We start from the raw sequence: 26,801 nt of genomic DNA, 5'->3' as shown, positions 1-26,801 counted from the left end.
TCACACGCATGTCAATTGCCCGCCGTCCACCGATATCTGCTGTCCCGTCAGGTAGGACGCCTCCTCGGATGCGAGGAAGCCGACCAGGGCGGCGACCTCCTCGGGCCGCCCGGGACGCTCCATCGCCACCGACCGCATCAGGAGGTCCGCCGCCGCCTGTGGCGAGATCTCGCCGGCCTCGCTGAGGTGGCGGACGGCCTGGTCGTAGCGGTCGGTCCGGATGACCCCGGGGTGGACGCAGTTCACCGTCACGTTGTGCCTGGCGTACTGGTCCGCCAGGTACTTGCTCGCGTTCGCGACCGCCGCGTTGACCAGGCCGGAGAAGAACAGTCCGGCGGCGGGCTCCCGGCCGGCGTTGCCGACGATGTTGACGATCCGGCCGAAGCCGTTCCTCACCATCACCGGGGCGACCGCCTTGATCAGGTCCAGGTACGGCACCAGCTTCTGGTCCATCGCCGTGTGGACGTCCTCGACCCGCACGCCGTCGAAGGAGCCCGGCACCGGCCCGGGGGCGTTGTTGACCAGCACGTCGATCCGGCCGAAGCGGCGTTCGACCTCGCCGACCAGCTCCTCGCGGAAGGACCGCGAGGTGACGTCGCCCGGGACGACGCAGGTCCGTCCGCCGTCCGCCTCCTTCGCCACCGCCTCCAGGCCCTCCCGGTCACGCGAGCTGAGGACCGTGACGTAGCCCTTGGCCGCCAGGTGCAGCGCGGTCGCGCGACCGATGCCGCGACTGGCGCCCAGGACGATCGAGGTACGGGTCACTCCGCGTCCAGCTGGGGAACCCGGTGGTAGCGCGGCGGAATGAAGATGTTCAGCGAACGCGCCTCGCCCTCGTTGCGGTTCGCCGCTCCGTGCCCCTCCTGGCCGGCGCAGAAGTAGGTGCTGCCGAACACCAGCTCGTAGCTGGTCTCCTCGACGGTCATCTCGTACCGGCCGTCCAGGCACACGCCGATCTGCTCGTGGCTGTGCTTGTGGTAGGGCATCTCACCGCCGGCCGGGATGTTGGCGATCATCAGCTCCACCCAGTCGGCGAGGAAGAACGTGACGTCCATCCCGACGAACTTGCGCGACTCGATCGGCTCCAGGAAGTACCCGGCCGGCGCGTTGTACGCCTCCCCGGGCTTGTTCCGCTTGATGACGAGCGCGATGGTCTCCTCGGCGGAGGTGTTCACGGACTTGCTCTCGACGTTCGGAGGCGCGACGTACGCGTCGCCCTCCGCCTTCATCACCTTCGTCACCTCGCCGACCGTCACGGTGAGTTCGCCGCGGACGACCATCCCGACCCGGGCCCCCTCGGGGGAACCGCCCGCCAGGACGGCACCGGGCGGGATGAAGGAGACCTCCACCACCGTGTCGTCGCGCCGGTAGGACTCCGTGCGGATGCCGTTGTCGTGCAGTGCCATGTCGGCGGCCGGGAAGTAGAGACGTTCACGCGCTTGCGAGTTCATTGAGATCCTTCCTCTTCGAGAAGACGGTCCACGTCATTGGGATCCGTGAGAACCGGTAGACGAACTTGAGGTTGTGCTGCTGCGCCGCCTGCTCGTTCGTGATGGCGATGTTGTACTTCCCCTGGGCGACGTGCCCGGCGGCCTTGCTGGTGGAGGTCACCGTCTCGTGCTTCACGGGCCGGTCGAAGTGGTAGCGCAACAGCGGCACGGGTGCCGGATGGGTCACCACGGTGTCGGTGTAGAGCATCTCTTCGTCGTAGGCGAAGTCCTGACGGATGGCCAGTCCGTACTCGGGGGTGCTCCCGCGCAGCACGGCGGCCGGCTCCAGCTTCGGGTTCATGTAGAACGCATTGATGTTGGCGTAGGCATGGGCCACCAGCACGAGGTCGAGACGGCCTGCCGCCAGCCCTTCCATGCACTCTTCGTAGGTCTCTTCGAGCACGATGTGGAAGCGCCCGGGATTCCCGTCGAAGCAGCGCGACAGCAGTTCGGCGATGTACTCGCTGCTGGTCCCCACCGGTCCCAGCGTTCCGAGCTTCGCCGGACGGGAGGAGTCGGCCGAGAGACGTGCCAGGAGTGCCTGGTGCTCCGCGCCGGGGATCTGAAGGATCTCCATGTCCGCCTTTCCAATGATCCAATGGATTAAATGTCCACGTCAAGTGATTCGCGGGTCGGAACGCTGCTCCGCGCGGCGACCGCGCCCACGCAGAGCAGACCCATCAGCAGGACCCACCCGCGGGGGCCCGCCGGCAGGATCACGGCCGTCATCAGGGCCGGTCCGAGCACCTGTTGGGTGCTCTGACCGACCTGGAACAGGGCCAGGTAGCGGCCCCGTTGGGACTCGGTCGACATGAGGTACGAGAGCTCGTACCCCGAGACCGCGTGCAGGTTCTCGCCGAGCGTGAGGAGGACCACCCCCAGGGCGGCGAGGCAGGCGCCCGCCGCGACCGGCAGCGCGTCGGCCCCCATCAGCGCGAGGCAGGCCAGCACCAGCGGGACGACGGCGAGGCCGATCACCCGCCGCGCCCGGGCCGCCCCCACCGCCAGCTTCGCGAAGGGCACCTGGAGCGCGACCGTCGCCACGGTGTTGATGCCCAGCAGGACGGGGACCAGGCTGGGCGGCGCGTCGTGGCGGGTCGCGACCCAGGCCGGGATCAGCACCAGCAGGACCGAGTCGTGCAGCGCCAGCAGGGCGTTCCCGGCCGTCAGCGCGAGGTACCGGCGGTCCCGCAGCGGGCTTTGAGCCGGGCTTTGAGCCGGGCTTTGAGCCGGGCCGGGCACGCCGGGGTCCGGCTTCCCGGCGGACGGCCCGGCCGGGCGGGGGCCCGCTCCCGTCTCCGCCGCCGCGCCCGAGCTGCGCAGGGCGCGACGCGCGCTCTCCGCCACGACCAGGAACGACGCCGCGTTGAACAGGAAGAGCGCGAGGACGCCCGCCCGCCCCGGAAGGGCCAGCACCGCGCCCGCCAGCACCAGGCCCGCGGACATGCCCGCGTTCCGGATCGTGTTGATGGACGCGAGCGCCCGGGTGCGCTGGTCGGGCGCCTCCACCAGGCCCACGACGGCCTGTTGCAGGGGCGAGCAGGCGCGGTCCGCCGCGGTCACCAGACCCGCCAGCAGCAGGTAGCTGAGGAAGTCCCCGACGAAGACGAAGCTCGCGTAGCCGACCGCCCGCACCACCAGCAGCACCAGGTACAGGCGCGGCACGCCGAACCGGTCCGCCAGCCGTCCGACCGGCAACGGGCTGAGGATGCCGCAGACCGCGGCCAGGGAGAGGGCGAGCCCCACCTCGGCCGGCGCCAGTCCGACCTGGCCGACGAAGTACAGCGTGGCGCTCGCCAGGAACGCCCCGCTGCCGACCGCGCTGACGCCGATGCCGCCGGCCAGGACTCGCCCGGCACGGGTGGCGGGCAGCAGGGACTGCAGGCGTTCACGCATCCTGGCCGGGCTCCACGGTCACGGAGTCGGCGAACCACCGCGCGAGACCGGTGAGCCGTCGCTCGACCTCGCCCTCGTCCGCGCCGACGACCACGGCCGTCCCCGCCCCGCTGTCCGAGGCGCGTGACGGGTCCGCCATGGTCTGCCCGGCCTGGACCGCGATCTCCGCGAGGATCACGCCGTCCCTGGCCAGGACCTCGTCCTGACCGGGCAGCGAGGTGAGCCGGCCGCCCGGGACCGCCAGGTAGACGTGTCCGTAACTGTCCGAGGACGGCACGGCGTCGGCCACCGCGCTTCGCAGACCCAGCGTGGCGCGGGCCCACTCGTCGTGCAGGTCGACACCGAACTTCTCCCGGATGACCAGGTACGCCTTGCCGCCGCTCACCCGGCCGCCGCACTCGCTGAACACCAGCCGGTCCGGCTGGCGGAAGGCCTCCAGGTGGAACACGCCCTCCCGGTGACCGAGTGCGCCCAGGGCGTCCCGGCAGAGGGCCCGCGCCTGGGCGTAGAGCTCGTCGTGTTCCTTCGGATCCAGCGCGACGGCGCCGACGAAGGCGCCGGAACGGACCTGGATGGCGTTCTGCAGGTACCGCGACACCGAGAGGAACACCACCTCGCCGCCGCGGACCACGCCGTCCAGCAGGAGCTCGTTCCCGGTCACGAACTCCTCGACGAGCCACGGCCCGCCGATGCCCTCCTCCTTCAGCTGCCGGACGGCCCGGTCGACCGACTCCGCCGAGTCGAGCACGAAGGTGTGCCGGGTCGCCGCTCCCGCCAAGGGCTTGACCACGGCGGGCAGTTCCGCCACGCCGGGCAGATCGCCGATGTCACCGATCACCCGGCACCGCGCGACGGGTATCCCGGCCCGTCGGACCGTCTCCTTCTGCACCGCCTTGTCGCGCAGCCGCACCGCCGTCTCCGGGGCCATCCAGTTCGCGCCCCCGCCGGCCACGGCCGCCGTCACCAGCGTGAACTCGTGCTGGCTGCAGACGAGGTCGTAGTCCTGGGGGCCGCGGTCGATGCGGGCCAGGCCCGCGAGCACGTCCTCGACGCTGCGCGGATCGGGCACCTCGACGGAACGGTACGCGTCGTCCGGCACGCCGTCCGAGCGGTTCTCGCCGGGGCGGTGAACACACGTCACGTCGGCGCCGTGCGCGTGCAGGGCGACGATCGCCCTGGGCCGCCAGCCGACCAGGAGCACCCGCCTGGGCGGGATCCGCTCGGACCCGCCGTCGCCCGCGGGCCGGATGGGACTCATGGGGGACGGAATCCTCTCTTCGCGCAGGACGGCGGTGTCCGCCAGGGGATCAGCGGTGACCACAGCGGCCCGGAACCAGTCGGCCAGTGACCGCAGTCGTGCCTCGGCCTCGGTCGCGTCCGAGCCCCGGACCACGGCCCGTGCGGCCCGCAGGGAGGTGGCCGCAGTGGACCCCGGTGCCACATCGCCCACCCGGATGTCGACCTCGGCCGTCACCACACCGGGCTGCGCCAGCAGGTCGGCCTCGCCCGGGGCGTGCTCGATCCGGCCGGCGGGCGCCGTGAGGTGGATCCACCCGTGGCTGCCGGCGGACCCGCTGCCCGGCGACCGCTCCGGTCCGAGGGCCGACGGCAGGCGCAGCACGCTGCGCGCCCACTCGTCGTGCAGGTCGATGCCGAACTGCCGCTGGAGCGCCGTGGCGATCTTGCCGCCGCCGACCCGCCCCGCGCACTCGCTGAACACCAGGCCGCCGTCGGCCTGGTGGAACATCTCCAGGTGGAACACGCCGTCGCGGTGGCCCAGGGCGCCCATCGCCCGGGTGACCAGATCCCCGGTCCGTTCGTAGAGCTCCGAGTGGTGTGCCGGGTCCAGCGTGAACGATCCCACGAGGGCGCCGTCATGGAAGTCGATCAGGTTGTTCAGGTACCGGGAGACGCCGAATCCGAGAACCCGACCGTCGCGCACGACACCGTCCACGTGCAGCTCCGTGCCGGGCACGAACCGCTCCACCAGCCAGAGTCCGTCGGCGGAGCCCTTGAGCACCGCGCGGATCCGGGCGAGGTCGGCCGCCGTTTCGACGCGGTGCGTGTCCATGGTCCCGGCGCCGGCGAGCGGCTTGATCACGCAGGGCAGGTCGTCCCCGGACGCAGCCACCCCGGCGAGACCCTCCACCACCCGGCACGCCGTCACGGGCAGACCCGCCTCCTGGATCCGCTGCTTCTGCACGAACTTGTCGCGCAGGGCCAGGGCCGCCTCCAGCGGCAGGGCCGCACGTCCCGCCGTCTCCCCGAGGGCGCTCGCCGCGACGAGTTCGAACTCGCCCGCGGTGCAGACCACGTCGAAGGACGCCGGGGAAAGGCCTTCGCGGGCGAGCCCCGACAGGACGCTCTCCAGGTCCGTCGGATTCGCGACCGGGACGACCCGCGAAGCGCCCGGATGTGCGCGGGCCGCGGCGAGGTCGCCGGGTGCCACGGCACAGGTGAGCTCGGCTCCGTGGCCGTGGAGTGCGGTCACGGCCGCATCCGGCTTCCAGCCGATGATCAGCACCCGCAGGGGGTGGGAGGTGTTACGCATGAGAGGCCCTTGGTGGTGGCGGTGGTGGCGGTGGTGGCTGGGTGGGGGAGTGGACGAGGGCGTTCGGACGGCACCGGGGCGCGGTCCGGGTCACTGCGGAGCGTGCGAGCCGCCCGCCTCGTACCACTGACGGTCTTCGTTGAGGTAGCGGCTCAGGCCTCCCGGGTACATGGCGCCCAGCGCGGCGCGCGCCTCGGCCGTGACACGGCCGCCGATGCGCAGCGCGAGGACGCGTCCCCGACCCTCCTCCGGCTCCTGCTGGGCGTACGTGGTCTCGACGAACGGCATCACGTACGCCGAGTCGCCCGGCTCCAGCACCGTCTCGAAGGACTTGCCGCCGTACTGCCACGCCATCCGCACGGCACCGGTGCCCACGTTGTAGAGGTACTGGTGCTGGTAGGTGCGCAGCGGAGCCGGGTCGGTGACGCCGCACGGTGTGAGCTCCAGCGCGCGCGAGTGCGGGTGCAGCCGGCTGCCGGCGAGCTCCCGGATCCGGTACGACGGCTGGTCAGGGGACGGGTAGCACCACTGCCGCGACTCGGACACCGGACGGTGGGAGACACCGTCCCGGGTGTCGGCCAGGACGGGCAGCAGGTCCCGCGGTGAGACGCGCAGGGCCGCGGCCATCGCGTCGGTCTCCTGGTGGTCGGGCACGTCGAGCCCGTCCAGGAGCTCCTGGACCCGGGCCTCCGCGAGGCCGGCCTCGGCGGCGAGCTGCTCCGCCGGGAACGCCGCCGCGGAGAGGGCGGCCCGCAGCACCGCGGCGTGCGCGGTGCGCGGATCCGTGGCGTCGACGGCGAACTGCTCCGCCGACTCGGGGCCGAGGGCGGCCAGTTCGTGCTGGGCGTCGCCCATCAGCTCGCCGCCGTAGGTGAGGGCGAGGATGTACGCGTCCTGGTCGGCGTCGCGCGAGGTGAACGTGTGCGGCGAGAACGGCAGGCCCCAGATCGAGTCCCCGGTGTTCATCCGCAGCACGTGGTCCTCGCCCGCCCACCGGTAGTAGTAGTTGACCGGGCCGACGAAGTACGTGAACTGGTAGAGCAGATGGCCGTTGTTCCAGTGCACGTTCGGGTTGCGCGGGTCGTCGTCGTCCACCACCGAGAGCATCTTGATCCACTCCGGCCGGAACGACGCCAGGCGGGACATGGCGGTGTCCCGGTACTCGTAGTAGTCGATGCCGCCCCGCTGGAAGGTCCGCGAGGAGGCGACGGAGTCCGCCACCCGGTGGATCCGGACGCCGTCGGGGCAGTCGTTCCGGACGGGGACGAGGTCGCGCTCGTTCATCGGCCAGACCGCGGCGGCGCGGCGACCGAGCTCCATGGGGAAGTCGCGGCGGCCGGCCGCGTACTCCAGGTACTCCTCCACGGACAGCCCGAGGTCGCCGGCCGCCGCCTCGGTGTTGCGCTTCAGGTCGTTGGCCGCGCTGCGCAGCAGTGCACCGCTGCGGACTCGGAAGCCCTCTTCGTCGACGGGCCGATCGGTGGCCACGCGGATCTCCTCTCTCGTCGGGTCTGGGGTGCTGGGGGCGCCCCCCTACAGCAGTCGCGCCAAGGCCTCCCGAACCGTGCCCGGTTCGAGGTCGACCGGATTGTTGCGGGCGCGGGCACCGGCGCCGATGCCGGCCCGGACCAGCCCGTCCAGGTCGGTCTCCGTCACGCCGTAGTCGCGCAGGCGGGACGACCACCCGTGCCGTTGGAGCAGGCCGGAGAAGACCTCGGCGCCGGAGGCCAGGTCCGTTCCGAGCAGCCGGGCCAGCACGGGGAACGGCGACCGCGGGTCGTCCGGGGCGTCGGCCCGCTCCAGGTTGTGGTCGAAGAGCCAGCACAGGTTGAGCAGGCAGGCGACGCCGTGCGGTACGCCGTGCCGGATGGTCAGCTCGTAGGCGAAGGCGTGGGCGGCGGTGGTGCGCGTGATGTCGATGGCCTGTCCCGCCAGCAGTGCGCCCCGGGACAGGAGCTCGCGGGTGTCGGCGGAGGGCCTGCGCAGGTCCTCGGAGACCGCTGGAAGCAGCAACTCCAGCGCCCGCAGGGCCGGTTCGCGCGAGGCGTCCGTCGACCGGCGGCTCCAGAACGACTCGATCGCGTGGCTCAGCGCGTCGAAGGCGCAGCTGGTGGTGACCACCGGCGGACAGGACTCGGTCAGCTCGGGGTCGACGATCGCCGCCGTCGCCCGGACCGACGCGTGGTCCAAGGAGTGCTTGCGGCCGTCGGCGTAGACCGTGGCGAAGGCGGTGGCCTCGCTGCCGCTGCCCGCGGTCGTCGGGACCAGGACCAGCGGCGGCGGGAGCACGGCCGTCGGGTCGGCCTCGCCGCGCAGCGCCGACAGCGCGCCGTCGCGGTCCGCCGGCAGCAGCCGTACCGCCTTGGCGACGTCCATCGCGCTGCCGCCGCCGATGCCGAGGACGAGGTCGGGCTGCCAGTTCTCGCGCAGCCGGCAGCCGGTGAGCACGTCCTCGATCCGCGGGTTCGGGGTGAAGGCGGAGAAGGGCAGCCACTGGGTGTCTTCGAGCAGGGTGTGCACCCCGACCGCGTGCAGTGCCCTCGGTGTCGCGACCACGAGGACGCGGCGGGCCCGGTGACCGTCGAGCAGGCCGCCCAGCCGGCCGACGGCTCCCCGGCCCACGTGCAGCTCGGTGGGGCGCCGGGCGTCGACGACCGGCTGCGCGGCTGCCGTCATCGGGACGTGCCGTTCATCGACCCCGCGAATCGCGTGAAGATCTCGGGCGCGCTGACCGCGGAGGTCGCCCGCGGCGGCGCGGCGCCGCGGTTGGGGGCCACCGCGGCCACGACGAAGTGCGGGCCCGGGCGTTCCAGCGCGCTCGCCAGCGCCGCCTCGGTCTCCTCGACGGACCGGCAGGTGCTCGCCGTGGCGTAGCCGCAGGCCAGCGCGAGCGCCGCGAAGTCGGTGGTGGCCGAGGTGGTGAGCTGGCAGCCCGTCGACTCGTACGTGCGGTTGTCGAAGACGAGGTGGATCAGGTTGTCGGGAGCCGCGGCGCCCACGGCCGACATCGAGCCCAGGTGCATCAGCGCGGCGCCGTCCCCGTCCAGCACGAGCACCGGCTTCCGCTCCGGCTGGTGCAGCGCGACGCCGAGTCCGAACGACAGCGCGTGGCCCATCGAACCCTGCATGTAGAAGTGGGTGTCGGCGTCGCCGGCCGCGAACAGGTCGCGTGAGGTGTAGCCGGTGGTCGCGATCACGGGAAGGCCCGCGAACCTCGGCACGATCCGGCGCAGCACCTCGCTCCTGGTGGGCAGGGCCTCGTCGACCGCCGCCGGCTCGCCGGGCTCGGTGCCGATCGAGCCGCGCTGCACCAGTACGAAGGCGCTGCGGCCCTGCTCGACGACGTCGAGCGACTTCGCCAGGATCTCCTTCAGACCGGTCGTCCCGGGTGTCAGCACCTGGTGGGCGACCCCGAGGGTGTCCAGGATCGGCATGGTGGTCTCGCCCATGACGGCGTGCTGGGGCTCGTCCCCGGCCGGGTCCGGCCAGCCGCGCAGGCTCATGAAGACCAGGGTCGGCACCCGGTAGGTCATGTTCAGCGAGGTCAGCGGGTTGATCTGGTTGCCGAGGCCCGAGTTCTGGGACAGCACGGCCGTGCCCACGCCGGCGGCCGAGGCTCCGGCGGCCAGGGCCAGCGCCGAGCCCTCGTTGGGGGCCGCGAAGTAGCGGCCTTCCCGGGTCAGCCGGCTGATCGGCCCGGAGAAGAACGAGCAGGGCACTCCGGTGACGAAGTCGATGCCGTGGTCGCGGAGTTCGTCGCAGAAGGTCTGTGCGGATATCACGCCTCGATCGCCGTCCACTCGTCCAGTCGCTGGAGCGCGAAGATCTCCTTGACCGACACCACGTCGTCCTCGATCGGCCGCGAGCTGTCGCTGCGCTGGATGGCGTTGAAGGTGTCGCGCAGCGCGGTGACGGTGGCCCGCATGCCCTGGTTCGCGTAGATCACGACGGAGACGCCGGCCGCCGCGGCGTCCGTCGCCGTCCAGTCCGGGTAGGTCGTCGGAACGATCACCACGGGCACCCGTCCGTCCCAGCGGTCGAGGAATTCCAGCACCTGCCAGTTGGTCGGCTGCTTCGAGTGCACCAGGACGGCGTCCGCCCCGGCCTCGGCGTAGGCGGTGCACCGCGTCACCGCCTCGTCGACCCCGAGACCGCTGATCAGCGCCTCGGTGCGGGCGATCACGAAGAACTCCTCGGTGCTCTGGGCGCCCTTCGCGGCCTCCAGCTTGCGGACGAAGTCCGGAATGCTCAACAGGTCCTGGCTCACCTCCGCGAAGCTGTTCATCTTCGGGTAGAGCTTGTCCTCCATGCAGACCGCGGTGATCCCCGCGGCCTCGTACTCGTGGACCATGTGCACCACGTTCAGGGTGTTGCCGTAGCCCGTGTCGCAGTCCGCCACGACGGGGATCCCGATCGCGCTCTGCATGTGCGCGGCGGCCTGCAGGTACTCGGTCATGCTGAGCAGGCTCGCGTCGGGCAGGCAGCGTGCCGCGGAGACCTCAAGGCTGGAGGACCAGACGGCCTGGAAGCCGGCCTCCTCCGCGAGCTTGGCGCCGAGCGCGTCATGGGCGCCGGCGACGCGGACCAGTGGGTTCTCGGCGAGTACCGAGCGGAACGAAGGATGGCTGAGACGCTTGATCACTTGCGTGTCTCTTTCTGAGCGGTGTCGTGGGGGGGAATGTCAGCCGATCAGCTGGTTGAGCCGGGAGATCAGCGCGATCTCCGACGGGTCGACGCCGGACAGGGCCGCGGTGTAGACGCTGACGAAGTCGGCGAGCAGCACGAGGGAGAGCAGCCGCTGGGTCCGCGTCTCGCCCCGGGCGGAGATCCAGCGGGTCGGTGCCCCGGTCCCGGCGATGAGTTCGGCGGTGAGTTCCATGCGGCGTACGGCGCGCGGGTGCTGGTCCACCCGGTCCTCCAGGAAGAGGGCCGACCAGCGGGCCGGCTCGTCCAGGTGGTCCCACACGCACAGTTCGTGGTGGTCGGCCTCCAGTACTTCGGAGGAGAAGGCCAGGTGTTTGCCGGTCTCGTTGAGCTGGGTCTTCCAGCGGTGGGCGACCGCTGCGGTCGGGCCGCTGCCGTAGGCCACCACGGCCGTGCCGTGGAGGTCGCGGGCGAGCGACTTGGCCAGCGAGTCCGCGGGGGACTCCGGCCCCCACTCCCGCACCAGCTCGTCGAGGAAGTCGGCGGCCTCCGCGACCTCGCCCCTGAGGTCCGGACCGGCGCCCGCCGCTGCCGCGCAGCGAAGCGCCGTGACGATCGAGTACGAGGTCACCGCCCGCGGCTGGAAGCCGGCCGGGACCCGTACGAGCGGCAGCCCCTGTCGGCCGGCGAACTCGGCCAGGCGTCCGCCGCTGGTCAGACCGACCACGGCGGCCCCGGCGGCATGGGCCGCCGTCAGGTACTCCAGGGTGATGTCGGTGTTGCCCGAGTAACTCGGGCAGAAGACGAACGTCCCGGGGTCCACCCAGGGCTGCGGCCGGTAGCCGCGCACCGTCTGGATCGGCCTTCGTGCGCGCGGGCCGATGATCGCGGCGGTCACGTCCCCGGCCAGCCCGGAGCCGCCGACGCCGCAGACCACCAGTCCGCCGGGGAACTCGCCCCGGGGCAGCTCGACCTCGTCGAGGAGATCCAGCGCGTCGCGCAGGTGGGCGGGCTGGGCGAGGACGTCGTCGATCATCAGGCGGGGGTCGGCGCGCTCGACGGCGGGCCGGGCCAGTGGGTCCGTCGTCCGGGTGCCGCCGCGCTCCTCCGGTGCGGCGGCGGCTGCGGCTGCGGGTGCGGAGCGGCCGGTCACGAGCCGTTCCCGGATCGCGGGTCGGTGTCCTTCACGAACCGGTGGGTCTGCGGGTCGTGAAGGAACCCGGCGCCCTCCCAGAGCCGTCGCGCCTCGGCCGAGCCGTCGACCGGGGCGCTGACCCTCACCGCGCCGAACTGCCGCAGCCACTCCACACCGGCGGCGATGAGTGCCTGTCCGACCTCCTCGCGCCGCTGCGACCGGGGGTGCACCACCACGCGGTGGACGGTTCCGCGCCACCCGTCCCAGGCCGGCAGCGCACTGCCCACCAGGGTGTCACCGTCGAAGGCCACGAACACGGTGGCGTACGGGTGGTCGAGGACGGTGGCCAGGCTCTCCGCGTTGTCGGTGCCGCTCTCGCGGTGTGCGGCCGCCCGCCACAGCTCGACGATGCCTGTGAGGTCTCCGGCGTCCGCCGTGCGGACAGTGACGCCGTGCATGTTCTGTCTCCGTTCTTGATCCAAGGGCTCCGCGGGCGTCTTCGCCGGCCGGACGGGCCCTAACGGCCCGGCTGGGCCGCCCGGCGGTACACGTCCAGCAGCCGGGCGGCGATGGCCTGCCACCCCTTGGCCGCGACGCGCTCCGGACCGTTCGGCCCGCGGGTGCCCTTCCAGTCGTCCCGGACCGCCTGCCGGACGAACGCCGCGATGGCCCGGGTGTCACCGACGGGGTACACGGCACCCGCCGTGTCGGCGACGATGTCCGTCACCCCGCACCGGTCGCTGGTCAGCACGGGCGTGCCGCACGCGAGCGCTTCGATCGCCGTCATCGGATAGGGGTCGTTCTCGCTCGGCAGTACCAGGAGGTCGATGGCGTTGAGGAGTTCGGCGACCTTGGCCGGGTCGGCGAGGTGCCCCGCGAACACCGCCTCCGACAGGCCGAGGCGCTGCGCCGCCTCCACCGCCTGGGGCAGGCCGGGCCCGTCCCCGACCACGAGCAGCTGCGGGCGTTCCACCGCGGGGAGCGCGGCCACCGCGGCCAGCACGTCCGGCACCCGCTTGTACTCGACGATCCGCCCCACGTACGCGACACAGGGACGGTTCCCCGACAGGCCGAACGACTCCAGGACCGCCGCGCGGTCGACCGCCGAAGGGCGGAACACCTCCGGATCGAACCCGGGGGACACGATGTGGACGCGTCCCCCGTCGATCCCGGCCGCCTCGCTCATCAGGGCGCCGATGCCCGGCGTGATGGCCACGAGCTCGCGCGCCGCCTTCAGCCCCGCCCGCTGGTAGGCCTCGAAGGCCGTGCCGGAACGCCGGAAGAACTCGCTCCCGTGCGAGACCACGACATAGGGCAGCGACGGGATTCCCGCCGCGGCACAGGCGATCAGGAACGCGTGGTTGACGTGCAGGACGTCGGGCCTGAACTCCCGCGCGAGCTCGGTCAACGCGCCGGACCACACGTCGAGGTAGACGGCGACGGAGTCGGCGTCCAGATCCTCGTAGAGCGCGGCGCTGTCGCGGTGACCGCTGAAGCTGGGGAAGTCGAACGGAAGGTTCCACCGTCCGGGCCGTCCGGGGGTCCCGATGACCTCGTGCCGGAACGGATGGATCTCGGTGCTGCTCCCGGCCGGGCACAGGGTCGCCACTTCGTGGCCCTGGGCCAGCAGGAGTTCCGCGATCTTCTGGATGTAGATCCCGCTCCCTGAACCGTCGAGCGGGGTGTGGCTGGCGAGCAGGATGCGCATCGGGCTCCTCGGTGGGTGCTCTGCCGGATGGCACGCCATTCAGGCGACCATGATCCGGGACATCTCCCGATCACCGGTGTAGGACGTGCGACCGTGGAACCAGGTCCGGTTGTCGAGGATGTAGCCCTGACCGACCTGGAGGGTGAACCGGGTCGCGACGGATTCGAGCGCCGTCCGGAAGGCCGGCAGGTTGCGGGCCACGTCCCAGGAGAAGTGGACGAACGGGTCGAACCGCAGCCGCACGTCGGTGACTTCACCGTTCTCCACGCGGATGATCGGGCCGACGTACTCGTAGGGGCCGGTCCGGAAGATCGCCGCCTGCGACGAGGTGACCGCCGCGAGGGTCGCCGGGTCGTGTTCCTCCAGGTGGCGCACCACGTCCTCGCCGCGGTGGAGAACCGTCTCCCCGCCCTCCCCGGTCGCCTGCTTGCACCACAGGAACAGGTAGCGCGGCGGCTCCTCGATCGCCGGCCGGTCGGTGTGGGCCAGCAGTTCGCCGCTGGTCAGCCCGACGTCCGTCTTGCCGTCGGTGAGCCGGATCGGCGTGATGCCGCGGGCGTCGCTGTCCCGGTGCAGCATGACCTCACCGACCGTCTGCGCGGCCCGGAGCAGGGTCTCCTCGTCGGCACAGGAGAAGGTCAGCAGACCGCCGGCCTCCTTGATCCGCTCTTCGAGGCCGGAGGTGGGGAGTTCCCCTGCGAAACAGGGCAGTTGTTCGGTGGTCGATGGAAACATGTGTCGATCCCTTGCGTTTCAAGGTCGTCAGGCGCGGGCGCCGGGCAGGTGAAGACGGCATCCGGGAAAGGTGTGCCGAAGTGCGCGCAAGCGCGCGGAAAGAGCTCCACCGCCCGGCGGCGCGCTCAGCGGCAGTGGGCGCGGAAGAGCTGTTCGAGCCGGTCGCAGATCAGGTCCGCCTCCGCGAGCGTGAGGACGAGCGGAGGCTTGATCTTCAGGACGTTGCCCTTTCCGGAGCGGGACGGCCGGATGATGAGGCCGTGCTCCATCGCCTTTTCCGCGAGCAGATTGGCGAGTTCGACGTTCGGCGACCTGTCCGTCCCGACGATCTCGATGCCGATCATGAGGCCCACCCCGCGCACGTCTCCGATGACCGGGAAGGCGGTCTGCAGGAGCGCCAGGCGCTCCATGATCCGAGCGCCGGTCGCCCGCACGTTGGCCAGGAACGCCTCGTCGTCGATGACGTCGAGGGTCGCCAGCGCGGCGGCGGAGGCCATCAGGTTGGTGCCGTAGGTGAAGGAGTGTTCCGTCGCCGCCAGTCCGGTCATCGGCTCGCTCGCCAGAATGGCGGCGACCGCGGCGCCCGAACCGCCGAGGCCCTTGCCCAGGGTCATCGCATCGGGTTCCACACCGAAATGCTCGGCGGCGAACATCCGGCCGGTGCGGCCGATTCCGGTCTGGATTTCATCCAGGATCAGCATGATGCCGTGTTCGTCGCACAGACTGCGCAACTGCTGGAAATAACCGGGCGGCGGAACGATGTTTCCGCCGTTCCCGGAGATCGCCTCGACGAGGATGGCGGCCACATTGCCGCTGCTGGCGTACTCCAGGAAGTCGTTGATGCGATCGACGCACATCATCCGGCAGGAGCCGGGCTCCTGGGCGTAAAAGCAGCGGAAGCAGTACGGATCCGGTACCTGCAAACTGCCGGGGACCAGCATCGGAAAGGGTTGCTTGCGAAACGCGTTGCCGGAAAGGCTCAGCATCCACATGGTCTGTCCGACGTGCGCGCGGAACGTCGTGACGACATCGCGCTTACCGGTCGCGTGCTGCGCCATCTTGATGGCGCCCTCATTGGCGGTGGACCCGCTCGAAACGTTCAGATGGGCCTTGGTGATTCTGGACGGAGCCAGGTCGACCAGTCGTCGCGCGAGTTTGTTGACCGGGTCGGTCTGGAAGCGTGCCGCCGTGTCGATCAGCTGGTCTGCCTGGTCTTTTATCGCCTGCACCACGGCCGGGTGCTGGTAGCCGAGACTCATGTTGAAGGTACCGGCACCGCAGTCGAGATAGGCGCGGCCGTCCTGGTCGTACAGGTACACACCCTCGCCGCGGACCATGCGCTGGTCGGTCACGGGGTTGTAGACGGCACTTGGATCGCTTGATTGCATGAGGGTCCCGTTTCTCTGTGGGAAAGGCCATGTGACGGCCCGCGTTCCCAACGTTCTTTCGCACGGTCGCCGGTGATGCGACAGATCCGTGGTGGAAGATGAGAATGAAATCCCGCAGCCGTCACATCCTGTTCACAGGTGGCACGATGAACAGTGCTGACGGGCGACCAACGCCTCTGCCCAGGCGCTCGTCGATGATGCGGGTGACGTGGATCAGCCCCGGAGGACAGGGGCGAGAACTTCTGAGGAGCAGGAAATCTTAGACAAATCTCAGGTTCGTCACGGTGCTTCCGTTCTGGTCCAACGGCGCTCTTGATCGTTGCGATCATCATAAGTCAGTCGATCATGCATCCGTCAAGGTGCCAATGTTTCCGTGGCGTTACTTGCGGTCCACCTCTCGGCCGCCCTGCGGAGGCGCCGCCGACGAGCCGCAACTGATCAATCCGCCAACGAACGAGCGCTGCACTTCGGGCCTGCGGCTCGGGGAAACGGGAAATGGTCCAGACAACACAGCAGGTGGCGATTCGGGCAAAAGGGAACGGTCGAACGGTCGACCGCCGCCTGCCGACGGACCCGCGGCTGCCGGACTGCGCCGGGCGGCGCAGGGGGGAGGACACCCGACTCCTGCGCGCCGGACCCCCCGGTGCCTGCTCCGCCCCACCGCCTCGCCCGGGGCAGCGTGCTCTGCCTCCGGATCATCTGATCCTCGGTCACATGCGGCTGGAGTGGGGCGCCGTACGGCCCCCGGGGGCACGGTCCTCTGAGCTCGGCCAACGCCCCGGAGCCCGTTCCCGGGTGCGGATTCGTCCTGCGCACGGGGGGATTGACGGCCCGTCGGGCGGCTCCTCCTGGAGGGGGCCGAGCAGAGCTCCGGTGCCCTACCCGGAGAGACTCTCCCATGAACGAACACGCACCGCGGCGCCACCGTCGGGGACGGTGAGGCGCCGCCGCCCCCGCACGGGGTGGCGGCCGCCGCGGTCACGGCCGGCCGAGCTGTCGGTCAGCGTGGTGGCGTCGCCCGGGCTCCGGTTGTCGGCGAGGTCGCGCAGCAGACGGCGCATGATCTTCACGGAGCGCGTCTTCGGCAGCTCCGGCACCACGAGGACCTCGCCGGGCCGGGCGATCGGGCCGATCTCATGGGTGACACGAGCGCCCAGCTCGTCCGCGACGGACGCGCCGCTCCCGCCGGCGTCGCCGCCGGCGGGCAGGATGACGAATGCGACGATGTCCTGATCGGTCGTCATGTCGGTGGCGCGGCGCAGGCGTCGGGGTCGATGCGGGCGAGGGGGCGGGCGTCGGTGAGCAGCGGTCGGTCGTCCGGTCCGCGGCCGGTCTCCGTGCCGGTGAGGATCCAGGGACGGTCGCCGGGGGCCTTGTCGCGCCGCAGGTGGCAGTAGTCGTACAGGCGGCGGGCGATTGACAGGCGCAGCGGGCGGTCCTGCTACCGGTCCTCGGCGGCGATGGGGGTGAGGGACGGCCCCGGCAGGGGGACGCCGGTCAGGTCGTCGAGGCTGCGGCTGCCGTCGGTGAGGTCGGCGACGGGGTCGCCGGACAGCGTACGTGCAGCCGGTCGGGGTGGGTGCGCAGCAGGTCGGCGAGGCCGTCGAGGGTGGTGACGTCGGGGTGGGGGAAGAGCGTCGTGGTCGTGGGTCCGCCCGGAGCGGGGGCCGGCCCGCCCCCCGGGGGAGGCGGGCCGGCCGGTGGGTGGCGGGGAGTGGTCAGTCGGTCCTACGTTGTTGGCATGGGTTGGACGGGAGCCGGCGCCCCACATGAGCACTTCCCCCCGACCGACTCCGCAGTCGATGAGCGACGCCCGCCTGGCCGAGCTGGACGTCGAGGTCCTGCTGCGCTTCGGCCTGCCCGCCGCGGGGCCCCACCGCTCGACGCTGTTCGGCGACGGCGCGGTGGCCGCCGCGATCACCGTCGACCGGCTCGGCGTCATGCCGCGCGCCCTGGTCTTCCTGGGCGACGTGGTCCGCTCCGGCGGCACCCGCTTCGCGGCCGGCCTGCCCGAGCCGCTGCCCGGTCCGGCGGCGGCGGTGGCGCGCGGCTGGCTGGAGGCGGCCGCGACGGTCGTCGGGGATGCCACCGGGGACCTTCTGGTCGCCCGCTGGCTCGACGCGGTCGCCGCCGTGCTCGCCCTGCGGGTCACCCACCGGGAGGCGACCGCGTGAACCGGCGTCGGATCCTGGTCGCGGCGCTCGCGCTGCTGGCCGTCGCGGGCGTGGTGGGGGCGGTGGTGGTCCACCGGATGACCACCGGCAAGCTCGACCACGGCACGGTGTTCACCGCGGACTCCGGTGAACTGGCTGTCAGGCCGGGTGAGTTGTTCTCCGTCGAGGTCAGCGCCCACCGGGTGACCGGCCAGGTCTGGAGCGTGGCCGACCCGGCTCCCGACCCGGCCGCGGTCCAGGCCGTGGGCGACGAGTACGTCAAGAACTTCGGTCTCAAGGACCTGATCGGAGCCACCGGTTCGGCCGGCTCCGGCGGCCGTTACTACTTCGTCTTCCGGGCCGGCCCCCAGCCCGGCCGGGCCACCATCACCCTGCGCAACGCCCACCACAGCAGCGCCGCGGGTGGCTCGGACCAGGGCGAGCGGCACTACACCGTCGAGGTGCACTGAACACCCATTTGCTTGGGAAATCCAAGTGATGGCGTTATGCTGCCATGCCGTGATCACTCACAGGGAAGACGGATACGAACTCTCCGTGGACCCGGACCGCCTCGATGTCGGTCTGATCCACCACTGGCTCTCGACCGATGCGTTCTGGGCGCTGGGCCGCAGCCGGGAGACGGTCGAGCGATCGGTGCGCGCTTCACTGAACTTCGCCGTCTACGAGACGGCCGGTGGCGCTCAGGTCGCCTGCGCCCGTGTCGTCACGGACCGGGCGACGTTCGCCTGGCTGTGCGATGTCTACGTGGCGCCGGCACACCGCGGCAAGGGCCTCGGCACCTGGATGGCCGGCGCCGTTCGCGACCACCTCGCCCCTTACGGACTCCAACGGGTCCTGCTCTCCACACTCGACGCGCACCACGTCTACGCGAAGGTCGGTTTCGAACCGTTCCCGAACCCCGAACGCCTGATGATCCTCAACCCCGCGGCCGAGCCTGTCCCCGGCTGACCGGTCTTTGAACTGTATTGGTCAATGCGGATGTTCGGAGCGCGTGCCGCCCGGGAAGGGAACGGGTCGTCCAACCTCGGATACACCGTCAGAACAGTCCCAAGAGTCACATCGGATCACCGTACGAGACCGGAGGAACGTTTTGTCCAGCCTCTCGAAGCGCCCGCGGTTACGCCGCACGATCGCCCTGGCCGCCGCGGGCGTCTCACTCGCCGCCGGGATGACCTTCCTCGGTGCCGGGGCCGCCCACGCCGACGCCCAGCTCTGCGGGACCGTCAACCAGGGCGGCGCGGACGGCTCGCCCTGGAACCTGTGGAAGCTCACGCCCTGCATCGTCCGGGCCAATGACGGCGGGTTCTACACCACGACCTACCTGACCGGCGGCAGCACCGACGTACGGGTCTACAGCGGCGTCTACGACTCCTGCAACGGCGTCACGTACGGCGTGAACGGCGACTCGAACGCCAACCACTTCTACCCGGGCCAGTCCGGCTGGTTCACCACCGGCGAGGTCTACGGACTGCACTGCTCGAACGGCCTGTGGGCCATCTCGCGGGTGTTCAGCAACGGCAACGGCTCGCCCTGGGCCTGGTCGAACGGGATGGGCGCGTCGTAGCGGCGCGGGCTCGGTCCGACGGGCCCGGCACCGAGGAGCGCGGACCGCGCTCCTCGGTGCACCCGTCGGAACAGTCCCCCCGCGACGCCGAACCGGCGGGCCACCCACGACGACAACGCCCGCAGCGGCAGGCCGCGTGACCGTGCGCCGCTTCGTCGGGAGCCCCCGGTTCCCTCGCCCACTCCTCCAGTATCAGCTGGGCCGGCGGATCGCCCAGGACGTCCTCCTCCCCACTCCCCGGGCGGCCGGGCCGGGGGCCGGCTCGTCCGCGTAGTACGCGAAGGTCGAGATCGATCCGGCCCGGGGCGACATCGACACCGCTGCTCAGGTGCCGTGCCCACAGCGCGGCCTTCCGGGCGCGGAGCTCCTCGGTGCGGCTGCGGGACAGAGCGGCACCGAAGCTGTTGCCGGCCCGAGGTCCCTGACCCGTACGGACGCGTCGTCGCCGCCGGTGACCGCGTACGTGCGCCCACCCACTCGGCGACCGCCACGGCCCGCACCCCGTAGGTGCGGCCGCGGACGCACGGGCCCGTCGCCAGGTCCCGGACCCGCACCTGCCGGTCCCGGCCTGCGTGACGGCGTGCGGGCGGCCGGAAGGGATCACCGACCAGGCGCCTCGGCCACCACGACGGCAGGCCGCGAGCCGACCCGCGCGCAACGCCGGACCGCCCGGGTGTCGGGCACCCGCGCCATGCCCTCTCCGGTCGCGGGCCGTCGCACGTCGGGCAGCGCCCCCGCCGCGGCGACCTGCTGCGCACCCGCACGGGTGCCGTCACGCCGGCCCGGCCGGCGACCGCGGCTTGCCACGGCTTCCGGCATCGCCGTCGGCCGCGGAACATACCGGACATACGCCGGCCTGAACTCGCCCGGTCGGGGTACTCGCGCCCTTGACGGGGTCGGGCGAGTGACGCGGTCCGATCCACGCGGTCCGATCCGGTAGAGATCCACAGGGACGGGAGGTGAGCCCCGTGTCGAGCACGCGGCAGCAGGATGCCGGGTCCGCGCCGAGCGTGGACCGTGGGGGCCAGGAGCCGGTGGGAGAGCTGGTGCAGCTGGCCTCGCAGCAGCTGGTCGAGCTGGTGCGGGCCGAACTGCACCTGGCGCAGGCCGAGATGAAGGAGAAGGGCAAGCGTTACGGCAAGGGCGGAGGCCTGTTCGGCGGCGCCGGCGTGGTCGGCTTCCTGATGGCGCAGGCGCTGGTCGCCACCGTGATCGCCGCACTGGCGGTGGCGCTGCCGGTGTGGGCGGCCGGGCTGATCGTCGCAGCGGTGCTGGGTGCGGTCGCCGCGGTGATGGCCATGAGTGGAAGGAAACAGGTCGACCGGGCCGGGGCGCCCGCTCCCGAGCTCGCCGTCGAGAACGTGAAGGCCGACATGGCCGAGATCAAGGAGAGGGCACACTGATGACCCAGCCACCGCACGACGAACCCATCGCCTCCAGCACGGAGGAACTGCGCGAACAGGCCGAGCGGACCCGGGCCGAGCTCGGGAAGACGGTCGAGGCGCTGTCAGCCAGGACGGATGTCAGGGCGCGCGCCCACGAGAAGGCAGCCGAGGTCAAGGAGCAGGCCGCCGCGAAGGCCGGCGAGCTGAAGGAACAGGCCTCCCTCAAGGGCGGGGAACTGAAGGCGAAGGCCGCCGACCTGGCCCACCAGGCGCAGGACCGGTTGCCCGATCCGGTCAGGGACAGGGCCGCCCAGGTCGCGGAGCAGGCCCGGGCCGTGGCCTCCGAGGTCGGTGGGCTGTGGGAGGAGAAGGCGCCCGAGCCGGTGCGGGAGAAGACCGCCCGGGGGGCGCGGCTGGCGTGGGACCACCGCACGACGCTGGTGGCGGCAGCGGGGCTGGCCCTCGTGGTGTGGCTGGCGTGCCGACGCCGGAAGGGGTGAGCCGGGTGAAGGCATCGAAGGTCGTCTACAAGCCGGTCGGCCTTGCGCTCGGCGCCGTCAGCGGCCTGGTCGCGGGAGCGCTGTTCCAGCAGGCGTGGAAGGCGCTCGGTCACGACGAGGACGCCCCGGGCCCCACCGACGAAGACCGTTCCTGGCGGGAGGTGCTGCTCGCGGCCACGCTCCAGGGCGCGATCTTCGCCGGGGTCAAGGCGGCCGTCGACCGCGCCGGCGCCACCGCCGTCCGCCGCTTGACCGGAACCTGGCCCGGCTGACGCGGATGCGGAGGCGGAAGGACGAGCTGTTCGGGCGCCCCGGGACCCTGAGGGCCCGGGCGCCGGTCAGCGCGCCGCGCCGCACCGGCCCCGTCATGACGCACGGGCACCCTCCGCTGCGGTCAGGACCCGGTGATGGCGGGGGCCGGTGGCGGATCGGCCGGGAGCGTCACGCGCGAATGTTCGCGGTGACGCTCGTCCGGGTGCTGTCGTGCTGGTACTGCGCGCCGATGTTCGTCATCATGTTGCTGACCTGAACATGGCGTTGCCGGCCGGGTTCTGGCAGTCGGCGGTCGTCTTGCTGCCCAGCCGGGAGGCGTTCTGCCCGGCGGTCCGCAACGCGTCGGGGTGCACCACGAGTTGCTGCCCGCTCGCCCCGGCGGGCGCCGTCGCGCTTCCGCCGGTGGTGATCGGGGCCGGCGTGCCGGCGAGGTCCGGGAACTGCTTCAGCGCCTCGGGCGTGAGGTTCCCGGAGCTGTCGTACATCCACGGGTTCAGCTCGCGGTTGAGATCCCGGTCGGCCATGGTCTCGCTCTCCCCCTGCCGGACACCGGGGTCGTCCGAGAGAACCCGTCACCGATGCCCGTCCTGTGGACACGGGACGACACCTGGCCCGACGGCACAGCCACAGCCCCTGGGACGTAAGGGAATTCCGGAGGTTCGGGTGCGACTCCCGACGCCGGCCGCCGGCCCCGTCCCTTCTCCTCCCGCCGCTCGTCCGAGCACTTCCGCCGTCCCGCCGAGAACCCGGGCGAAGGCTCCGGTGCGGCACTACGATCAATTTCGTGTGCCGACACCGGTACGACATATGAACACAGCAGGGGGGACCATGACGAAGCGGGCGAAGACGCGGACGCTCACCGCAGCGGCCGGAATGCTGGGGGTGACGCTGGCGTTCGCCGGGGCGGCATCGGCGCAGGCGGCCGACCGGGCACCGGCCTCGGACGAGCCCTTCGGTCATCCGGGGACCGGCCAGATCCTGCCGCCGGCCCCGGATGAGGACACCATGTTCTCGATCCCCGACTGGGTCGGGAACGGCAGCGCGGTGACGTCGGCGGCGATCGAGACGCTGCCGATCGCGGTCACCGTCGGTTGTCAGGGCGGAGGTTCGGTGCAGGTGCACATCGGCCGTCCGGCGCCGGCCGACTTCACGGTGGAGTGCCCGGTGGACTCCGTCGGCGTCGGATCGGTGGACATCCCCGCTCACCCCGGCCGGGACTTCCAGTTCACCGTCCACACCTCGGACCCGTCGATCCACTGGGGCATCAACGCCCTCCAGGTCCGCCCCGCCCACTGATCCGGGCACCGGTCCCGGCTCAGCCCCGGCTCAGCCCCGGACGCTCCGGGGCCGGTGGAGGCCGCGCCCAACGCGCCCGGTCGGGTGGGCAGTTCGCGGTCGGCGGTGACCACTGCGCGGGCCCGCGCCGGATCCTCGGCGCGGGCCTCGTGGACCGCTTCCCGCGGGTGCGCGCGTCGGTGCCGCACTGCCGGCTCGTCCGCACCCGGCACCGGGGCAGCGGCCCCGACCGGTTCGCCGCCGAAGAAGTGGCCGGTCCGGCGCAGTCGGCTGTCCGGCGGGGTTCTTGTTGGCAGACGCGGGAACGGGGTAGAGATCGCACAGTCCCTGCGACAGATCGCACGGGCGGAGGAGACGAGGAACCGTGGCAGAAGACCGTTTCAGTGACACCATCGCCCAGCTGGAGGCGGAACTTCCCGGCATCGAGGCGCGGCGGCGGCGCCTGGAGGACGAGCTGACCGCCGCCGTGGCGCGGGAGAACGCCGTACGCGGCGCCATCCAGAGCCTGCAGGCCCTGGCCGGACTGCCGGCCTCGCAGGACACCGCACCGGTGGGCAGTGTCCGGGCGGAGGCGGATGCCATCGTCGGGGACCAGCTGCAGCAGATCGCGGCCGAAGTCGGGCCGGCGCCGGACCGGGACGGGGAGCAGGCCGAGCAGACCACCACGGGCACGGACACGGCCACGAGGACGGCGAAGAAGGCCACCGCCAAGAAGGCGGCCACCGCGAAGAAGGCGGCCCCCACCAAGAAGGCGGCGCCCGCGAAGAAGGCGGCCACCGCGAAGAAGGCCACGGCGAAGAAGGCCACCGACGGCGCGCGGCGGCGCACCCCGGCGAAGAAGACGGCCGCAGCCACGGGCACCGAGGCGGTGCGGACCGGCGCCGCACCGGCCACCGAGAGGAGCGAGAAGGCTGCGCCCGCGCCCGGGCGGCGAACGACGGGTTCCAGCGCCGAAGACGTGCTGGCCGTGCTGGCCGACGCCGAGGGACCGCTGCGCGCCCGGGAAGTGACCGCCCGGCTGGGGGTCGAGGAGTCGGCGGACAAGGTGAACGCGGTGCGCACCGCGCTGGAGCGCCTGGCCAAGGCCGGCCGGGCGCAGCGCCCGGGCCGTGGCCTGTACGCGAAGCTGGACGGCTGACCCGCGGGCCCAGCCCTGCCGACGGCCGGTTCGGGAATCCGGGATACCGGGAGGCCGCCACCTGTGGGTGGCGGCCTCCGGTGTCCTCTCGGGGGCTCGGCAGCCCGGGGTCCGGGAGCAAGGGGCGGCCCCGTAGCTGTCGGGGACCCCGCGCAACCGGTCCGCTCAGGCTTCGGCCCGTCGGACCGACACCACCCCGGGCATCACCTTCAAGGGTGGAATTCCTTCGACACCGCTCTGAGGGGTCAGGGATCGTGGCGGCGTATGCCGTCCAGGAAAAGTGCCACGTGCCTGCGCCAGTCGCCGGTTCCCGTCATGTTGGCCATGGCGCCACGGGTGATGAGGACGAAGTCGCCGGCGTCGAAGTCGGCACGCAGGCGACCGGCGTCCACGGCGCGCCGCACGATGCGTTCGATGATCGCCGAGAACTCCGTCTTCTCGGCGGCGATGTCGCGCCAGCGCGGTTCCTCCGGGCCGAGGAGTGCGACACGGAACGCGGCGTCGGCCTCGACCGCTTCCAGGTAGCCGTAGAGCAGTGTCTCGAACGCCGTCCAGGGATCCCCGGTCGCGTCGGCGGCGCGGGCGAGGGCGGTCATCGCCTCGAACCGGCGGCCGATGATGGCCGCGAGCAGCGCCTGCTTGTCGACGAAGTGCCGGTACAGGGTGCCGACGCCCAAGCCGGCCAGCTCGGCGATCTCGTCCATCTGTACGGCGTCGCCCCGTTGGGCGAAGAGCGCGCCGGCGGCGTCGAGGACGGCCTCGCGGTTACGCCGGGCGTCGGCGCGCAGCGGACGTTCGGGTGCGGTCATGGTCATCCCACTGTAGTTGACGATGCGCGAAGGCCGGATCTACATTCGGAACCGGAGTTCAGGTTCAGGTTACGGAGGAATCGATGATCGTCGTCACCACCCCGACCGGACAGATCGGCAGCCGGCTGGTCCGCCGGCTGCTCGACCAGGACCGGGAAGTGCGGGTCATCGTCAGGGACGCCTCGCGCTTGGACGACTCGGTCCGTGAGCGGGTCGAGACCGTCGTCGGCTCCCACGACGATCCGGCCGTGCTCGACCGGGCACTGCCCGGGGCCGAAGCCCTGTTCTGGCTCGTCCCGCCGAACCCGCAGGCACCGAGCGCTCAGGCGCACTACGTCCACTTCGCACGAGTGGCCGCCGCCGCCGTCGCCCGTCACGGCGTCGGCCACGTCGTCGGGGTCTCCAGCGCCGGCCACGGCTGGCCGGTCCCGGCCGGCGTCCTGTCGGCGGCCTTCGCGATGGACGCCGAACTGAGCGCGTCCGGCGCGGCGTACCGGGCGCTGTCCATGCCCTTCTACATGGAGAACCTCCTGCGACAGCTCGACGCCATCCGCGGGCAGGGCGTCTTCTCGCTGACCTGCGCCGGCGACCGGCCGCTGGCATCGATCGCCACGCGGGACATCGCCGACACCGCGGCCGGCCTCCTCGCCCAACCGTCCTGGACCGGCCAGGAGAACCTTCCGGTGTTCGGCCCCGACCGGCTGACCCCCGACGACATGGCCGAAGTGATCAGCCAGGAACTCGGGCGCCCGGTCGCCTACCGCCGCATGGGCATCGACGACTACGCCGCGCTGCTGCGTTCCCAGGGCGCCGGCGACCAGGCCGTCAAGGACCTGACCGAGGCTTTCGCCGCGCAGGACCACGGCATCTACGACGCGGACTGGGCGACAGCCGAGCCCACACCGACGGACTTCCGGACCTGGTGCAGGGACGTCCTCAAGCCGGCCGCGGACGCCCACACCCCATGACCCGACCATGACCCGGACCAGCGCTGTGCCATGCACCGCGCCCACGGCCGGTCACGAGCGCGACACCGGGCCGGTCACTGTGGACGGCGACGGGGGCTCCCCGAACGCGTCCCGTTCCGTGCTGCACGGCGTCCAGGTGCTCGCCCGGGTGTCGAGGTCGAACAGGTGGAGCGGCAGCCCGCTACGAGCTGCCGCTCCTACTCCGGCGTATCCACACCGAGATCGGCGATGGTGGGTTCGGCCCGAAGAGCGGCCTCGCCTCGCTGACGCCACGCCGCATCCCGAAGGGGCACCGGCCGGACCGGCCGTGCGTTCACCTCGCCTCTCACCCGATACCCGGAGTGGGGGCCGCCGGCATCATGGCTCCTCTCGACCGGTGGCGGTTGCAGCATGTGGTCGCATCTCTCGTGGATGGCGGTCGACAACCCGGTCCTGCTCCGGGACGCCTCCGGCCGGCAACCCGACCGGGGAGAGGACCCTCACGACGGCTTGTAGGCGTTCCGTCTCGCGTTGCCAGGACCGCCTTGCTGCCGGGGGGTGGTCACGCGCGTCCTTCCGCGAGGTCGGCCTCGTCGGCGCAGGGCAGGGGCCGGGCGGGCAGGATGTCGAAGACGGTGTCGGTGTCGGTGATGTCCAGCAGGCGGGCCATCTGGAAGCCGGGCGCGGCCAGGCGGAAGGCGATACCGGCCCCGACGGCGGCGAGGCGGGCGCGCAGGAGTTCGTTGAGGCCGGAGGAGGAGCAGAAGCCCAGGGCGGAGCAGTCGATCACCAGCGTCCGCGGCAGGGGCGGGTCGGTCAGGGCCCCGTCGAGGGCTGCGGCGAGGACGGGGGCGGTGTCGAGGTCGGCCTGCCCGGCCAGCGCGAGGACACGGGTGCCCGCAGGTGCCGGGCAGCGGCGGGTGGTCAGCGTGGTCGGCATGTCCGTGCTCCTTCCGGCATCGGCATCGCCGTGGCGGTGGTTCTGCATCGACCGCGGCCCTTCGAGTGTCCTCCCGCAGCCCGGAAAGCGAAACGCTTCCGGCCGGGCACCCCGGGAGCGAACCCGTCGGCGCCGACGCGCTACCGGGCACTCCACCCCTGCCTCCGGGCAGGAACCAGCGGGCGGCGGAGACCTGATCAAGGTCGGAAGCGCGTTATGAGCAAAGGG

The 26,801-nt window shown here is 71.9% G+C and carries 29 protein-coding genes; 10 read left to right on the top strand and 19 right to left on the bottom strand.

Translation table 11 applies throughout. The features are described from left to right. From ACIRVF_RS22775 to ACIRVF_RS22700, 16 genes are all read right to left on the bottom strand, one after another. A complete protein-coding gene (locus ACIRVF_RS22775; protein ID WP_402820619.1) occupies positions 1–765 on the bottom strand; it encodes an SDR family oxidoreductase in 765 nt (254 codons plus the stop codon). After that, positions 762–1,451 (bottom strand): cupin domain-containing protein, encoded by a 690-nt coding sequence (locus ACIRVF_RS22770; protein WP_402820616.1) that lies wholly within the window; start codon positions 1,449–1,451, stop codon positions 762–764. The genes ACIRVF_RS22775 and ACIRVF_RS22770 overlap by 4 nt, the downstream gene beginning before the upstream one ends. After that, on the bottom strand, positions 1,432–2,067 hold the full coding sequence (locus ACIRVF_RS22765) for a hypothetical protein (RefSeq protein ID WP_402820613.1): 636 nt from the start codon (positions 2,065–2,067) through the stop codon (positions 1,432–1,434). The genes ACIRVF_RS22770 and ACIRVF_RS22765 overlap by 20 nt, the downstream gene beginning before the upstream one ends. A gap of 26 nt (positions 2,068–2,093) precedes the next feature. Beyond that, positions 2,094–3,386: an MFS transporter gene (locus ACIRVF_RS22760; protein WP_402820610.1), complete on the bottom strand. Its 1,293-nt coding sequence runs from the start codon at positions 3,384–3,386 to the stop codon at positions 2,094–2,096. After that, entirely contained in the window at positions 3,379–5,937 is a 2,559-nt protein-coding gene (locus ACIRVF_RS22755; protein ID WP_402820607.1) for an ATP-grasp domain-containing protein, read from the bottom strand. The genes ACIRVF_RS22760 and ACIRVF_RS22755 overlap by 8 nt, the downstream gene beginning before the upstream one ends. Before the next feature lie 90 nt (positions 5,938–6,027). Beyond that, entirely contained in the window at positions 6,028–7,425 is a 1,398-nt protein-coding gene (locus tag ACIRVF_RS22750) for a hypothetical protein (protein ID WP_402820604.1), read from the bottom strand. A gap of 45 nt (positions 7,426–7,470) precedes the next feature. After that, positions 7,471–8,613: a phosphonoacetaldehyde reductase gene (locus ACIRVF_RS22745; RefSeq protein ID WP_402820601.1), complete on the bottom strand. Its 1,143-nt coding sequence runs from the start codon at positions 8,611–8,613 to the stop codon at positions 7,471–7,473. Continuing rightward, on the bottom strand, positions 8,610–9,719 hold the full coding sequence (gene aepY, locus ACIRVF_RS22740; RefSeq protein ID WP_402820598.1) for a phosphonopyruvate decarboxylase: 1,110 nt from the start codon (positions 9,717–9,719) through the stop codon (positions 8,610–8,612). Before aepY ends, ACIRVF_RS22745 begins: the two co-directional genes overlap by 4 nt. After that, on the bottom strand, positions 9,716–10,579 hold the full coding sequence (locus ACIRVF_RS22735; protein WP_402820595.1) for an isocitrate lyase/phosphoenolpyruvate mutase family protein: 864 nt from the start codon (positions 10,577–10,579) through the stop codon (positions 9,716–9,718). Before ACIRVF_RS22735 ends, aepY begins: the two co-directional genes overlap by 4 nt. A 39-nt stretch (positions 10,580–10,618) precedes the next feature. After that, the gene (locus ACIRVF_RS22730; RefSeq protein WP_402820592.1) at positions 10,619–11,734 is read right to left on the bottom strand and encodes an SIS domain-containing protein; all 1,116 of its coding nucleotides are present in this window, start codon (positions 11,732–11,734) and stop codon (positions 10,619–10,621) included. Further along, entirely contained in the window at positions 11,731–12,174 is a 444-nt protein-coding gene (locus tag ACIRVF_RS22725) for a GNAT family N-acetyltransferase (RefSeq protein ID WP_402820589.1), read from the bottom strand. Before ACIRVF_RS22725 ends, ACIRVF_RS22730 begins: the two co-directional genes overlap by 4 nt. 59 nt (positions 12,175–12,233) lie before the next feature. After that, positions 12,234–13,424 (bottom strand): glycosyltransferase family 4 protein, encoded by a 1,191-nt coding sequence (locus ACIRVF_RS22720; RefSeq protein ID WP_402820586.1) that lies wholly within the window; start codon positions 13,422–13,424, stop codon positions 12,234–12,236. Positions 13,425–13,463: 39 nt separating this feature from the next. Next, positions 13,464–14,159, bottom strand: a complete 696-nt coding sequence (locus tag ACIRVF_RS22715; RefSeq protein WP_402820583.1) for a TauD/TfdA family dioxygenase — start codon at positions 14,157–14,159, stop codon at positions 13,464–13,466. Positions 14,160–14,284: 125 nt separating this feature from the next. Then, the gene (locus tag ACIRVF_RS22710) at positions 14,285–15,511 is read right to left on the bottom strand and encodes an aspartate aminotransferase family protein (protein WP_402820580.1); all 1,227 of its coding nucleotides are present in this window, start codon (positions 15,509–15,511) and stop codon (positions 14,285–14,287) included. A gap of 914 nt (positions 15,512–16,425) precedes the next feature. Next, the gene (locus ACIRVF_RS22705; protein ID WP_402820577.1) at positions 16,426–16,791 is read right to left on the bottom strand and encodes a hypothetical protein; all 366 of its coding nucleotides are present in this window, start codon (positions 16,789–16,791) and stop codon (positions 16,426–16,428) included. Continuing rightward, on the bottom strand, positions 16,788–16,976 hold the full coding sequence (locus tag ACIRVF_RS22700) for a DUF6098 family protein (RefSeq protein ID WP_402820727.1): 189 nt from the start codon (positions 16,974–16,976) through the stop codon (positions 16,788–16,790). The genes ACIRVF_RS22705 and ACIRVF_RS22700 overlap by 4 nt, the downstream gene beginning before the upstream one ends. Before the next feature lie 340 nt (positions 16,977–17,316). Here ACIRVF_RS22700 and ACIRVF_RS22695 point away from each other — a divergent pair, with 340 nt between their 5' ends. The 7 genes from ACIRVF_RS22695 to ACIRVF_RS22665 all read left to right on the top strand — a co-directional run bounded on the left by ACIRVF_RS22695 (position 17,317) and on the right by ACIRVF_RS22665 (position 21,442). After that, positions 17,317–17,721, top strand: a complete 405-nt coding sequence (locus tag ACIRVF_RS22695; RefSeq protein ID WP_402820574.1) for a hypothetical protein — start codon at positions 17,317–17,319, stop codon at positions 17,719–17,721. After that, positions 17,718–18,170, top strand: a complete 453-nt coding sequence (locus ACIRVF_RS22690; RefSeq protein WP_402820571.1) for a protease inhibitor I42 family protein — start codon at positions 17,718–17,720, stop codon at positions 18,168–18,170. The genes ACIRVF_RS22695 and ACIRVF_RS22690 overlap by 4 nt, the downstream gene beginning before the upstream one ends. 28 nt (positions 18,171–18,198) lie before the next feature. Next, positions 18,199–18,669 (top strand): GNAT family N-acetyltransferase, encoded by a 471-nt coding sequence (locus tag ACIRVF_RS22685; RefSeq protein WP_402820724.1) that lies wholly within the window; start codon positions 18,199–18,201, stop codon positions 18,667–18,669. A 142-nt stretch (positions 18,670–18,811) separates the two neighbouring features. Continuing rightward, entirely contained in the window at positions 18,812–19,285 is a 474-nt protein-coding gene (locus ACIRVF_RS22680; RefSeq protein WP_402820568.1) for a hypothetical protein, read from the top strand. A gap of 1,034 nt (positions 19,286–20,319) precedes the next feature. Further along, positions 20,320–20,688: a phage holin family protein gene (locus tag ACIRVF_RS22675; RefSeq protein ID WP_402820721.1), complete on the top strand. Its 369-nt coding sequence runs from the start codon at positions 20,320–20,322 to the stop codon at positions 20,686–20,688. Beyond that, positions 20,688–21,170 carry a DUF3618 domain-containing protein gene (locus tag ACIRVF_RS22670; protein WP_402820565.1) on the top strand — a complete coding sequence of 161 codons (483 nt, stop codon included), beginning with the start codon at positions 20,688–20,690 and terminating at the stop codon, positions 21,168–21,170. The genes ACIRVF_RS22675 and ACIRVF_RS22670 overlap by 1 nt, the downstream gene beginning before the upstream one ends. Positions 21,171–21,175: 5 nt before the next feature. Continuing rightward, a complete protein-coding gene (locus ACIRVF_RS22665; protein WP_402820562.1) occupies positions 21,176–21,442 on the top strand; it encodes a DUF4235 domain-containing protein in 267 nt (88 codons plus the stop codon). 240 nt (positions 21,443–21,682) lie between these two features. Here ACIRVF_RS22665 and ACIRVF_RS22660 read toward each other — a convergent pair whose 3' ends face one another. Continuing rightward, positions 21,683–21,967, bottom strand: a complete 285-nt coding sequence (locus tag ACIRVF_RS22660; RefSeq protein ID WP_402820559.1) for a hypothetical protein — start codon at positions 21,965–21,967, stop codon at positions 21,683–21,685. Between the two features lie 304 nt (positions 21,968–22,271). On the opposite strand from ACIRVF_RS22660, the gene ACIRVF_RS22655 reads away from it, so the two are divergent. Together ACIRVF_RS22655 and ACIRVF_RS22650 are read left to right on the top strand one after the other, a co-directional pair. Beyond that, positions 22,272–22,739, top strand: coding sequence for a hypothetical protein (locus tag ACIRVF_RS22655; protein ID WP_402820556.1), 468 nt, complete (start codon positions 22,272–22,274; stop codon positions 22,737–22,739). Positions 22,740–23,103: 364 nt separating this feature from the next. Beyond that, positions 23,104–23,877, top strand: a complete 774-nt coding sequence (locus ACIRVF_RS22650; protein ID WP_402820553.1) for a type IV toxin-antitoxin system AbiEi family antitoxin domain-containing protein — start codon at positions 23,104–23,106, stop codon at positions 23,875–23,877. A 245-nt stretch (positions 23,878–24,122) separates the two neighbouring features. Here the strand turns inward: ACIRVF_RS22650 and ACIRVF_RS22645 are convergent, their stop codons facing one another. Further along, complete coding sequence (locus ACIRVF_RS22645; protein WP_402820550.1) at positions 24,123–24,686, bottom strand: TetR/AcrR family transcriptional regulator; 564 nt, start codon at positions 24,684–24,686, stop codon at positions 24,123–24,125. An 83-nt stretch (positions 24,687–24,769) separates the two neighbouring features. Between ACIRVF_RS22645 and ACIRVF_RS22640 the strand changes: the two genes are divergently transcribed. Continuing rightward, a complete protein-coding gene (locus ACIRVF_RS22640; protein WP_402820547.1) occupies positions 24,770–25,654 on the top strand; it encodes an NAD(P)H-binding protein in 885 nt (294 codons plus the stop codon). Between the two features lie 541 nt (positions 25,655–26,195). Here the strand turns inward: ACIRVF_RS22640 and ACIRVF_RS22635 are convergent. After that, positions 26,196–26,573: an STAS domain-containing protein gene (locus ACIRVF_RS22635; protein WP_402820544.1), complete on the bottom strand. Its 378-nt coding sequence runs from the start codon at positions 26,571–26,573 to the stop codon at positions 26,196–26,198. Positions 26,574–26,801 lie beyond the last annotated feature (228 nt).

Source organism: Kitasatospora sp. NPDC101157, from assembly GCF_044768255.1.
Lineage (GTDB): Bacteria > Actinomycetota > Actinomycetes > Streptomycetales > Streptomycetaceae > Kitasatospora.
Note: the sequence above shows the minus strand (reverse complement) of the source record. Positions and strands in the feature narration are given on the sequence as shown.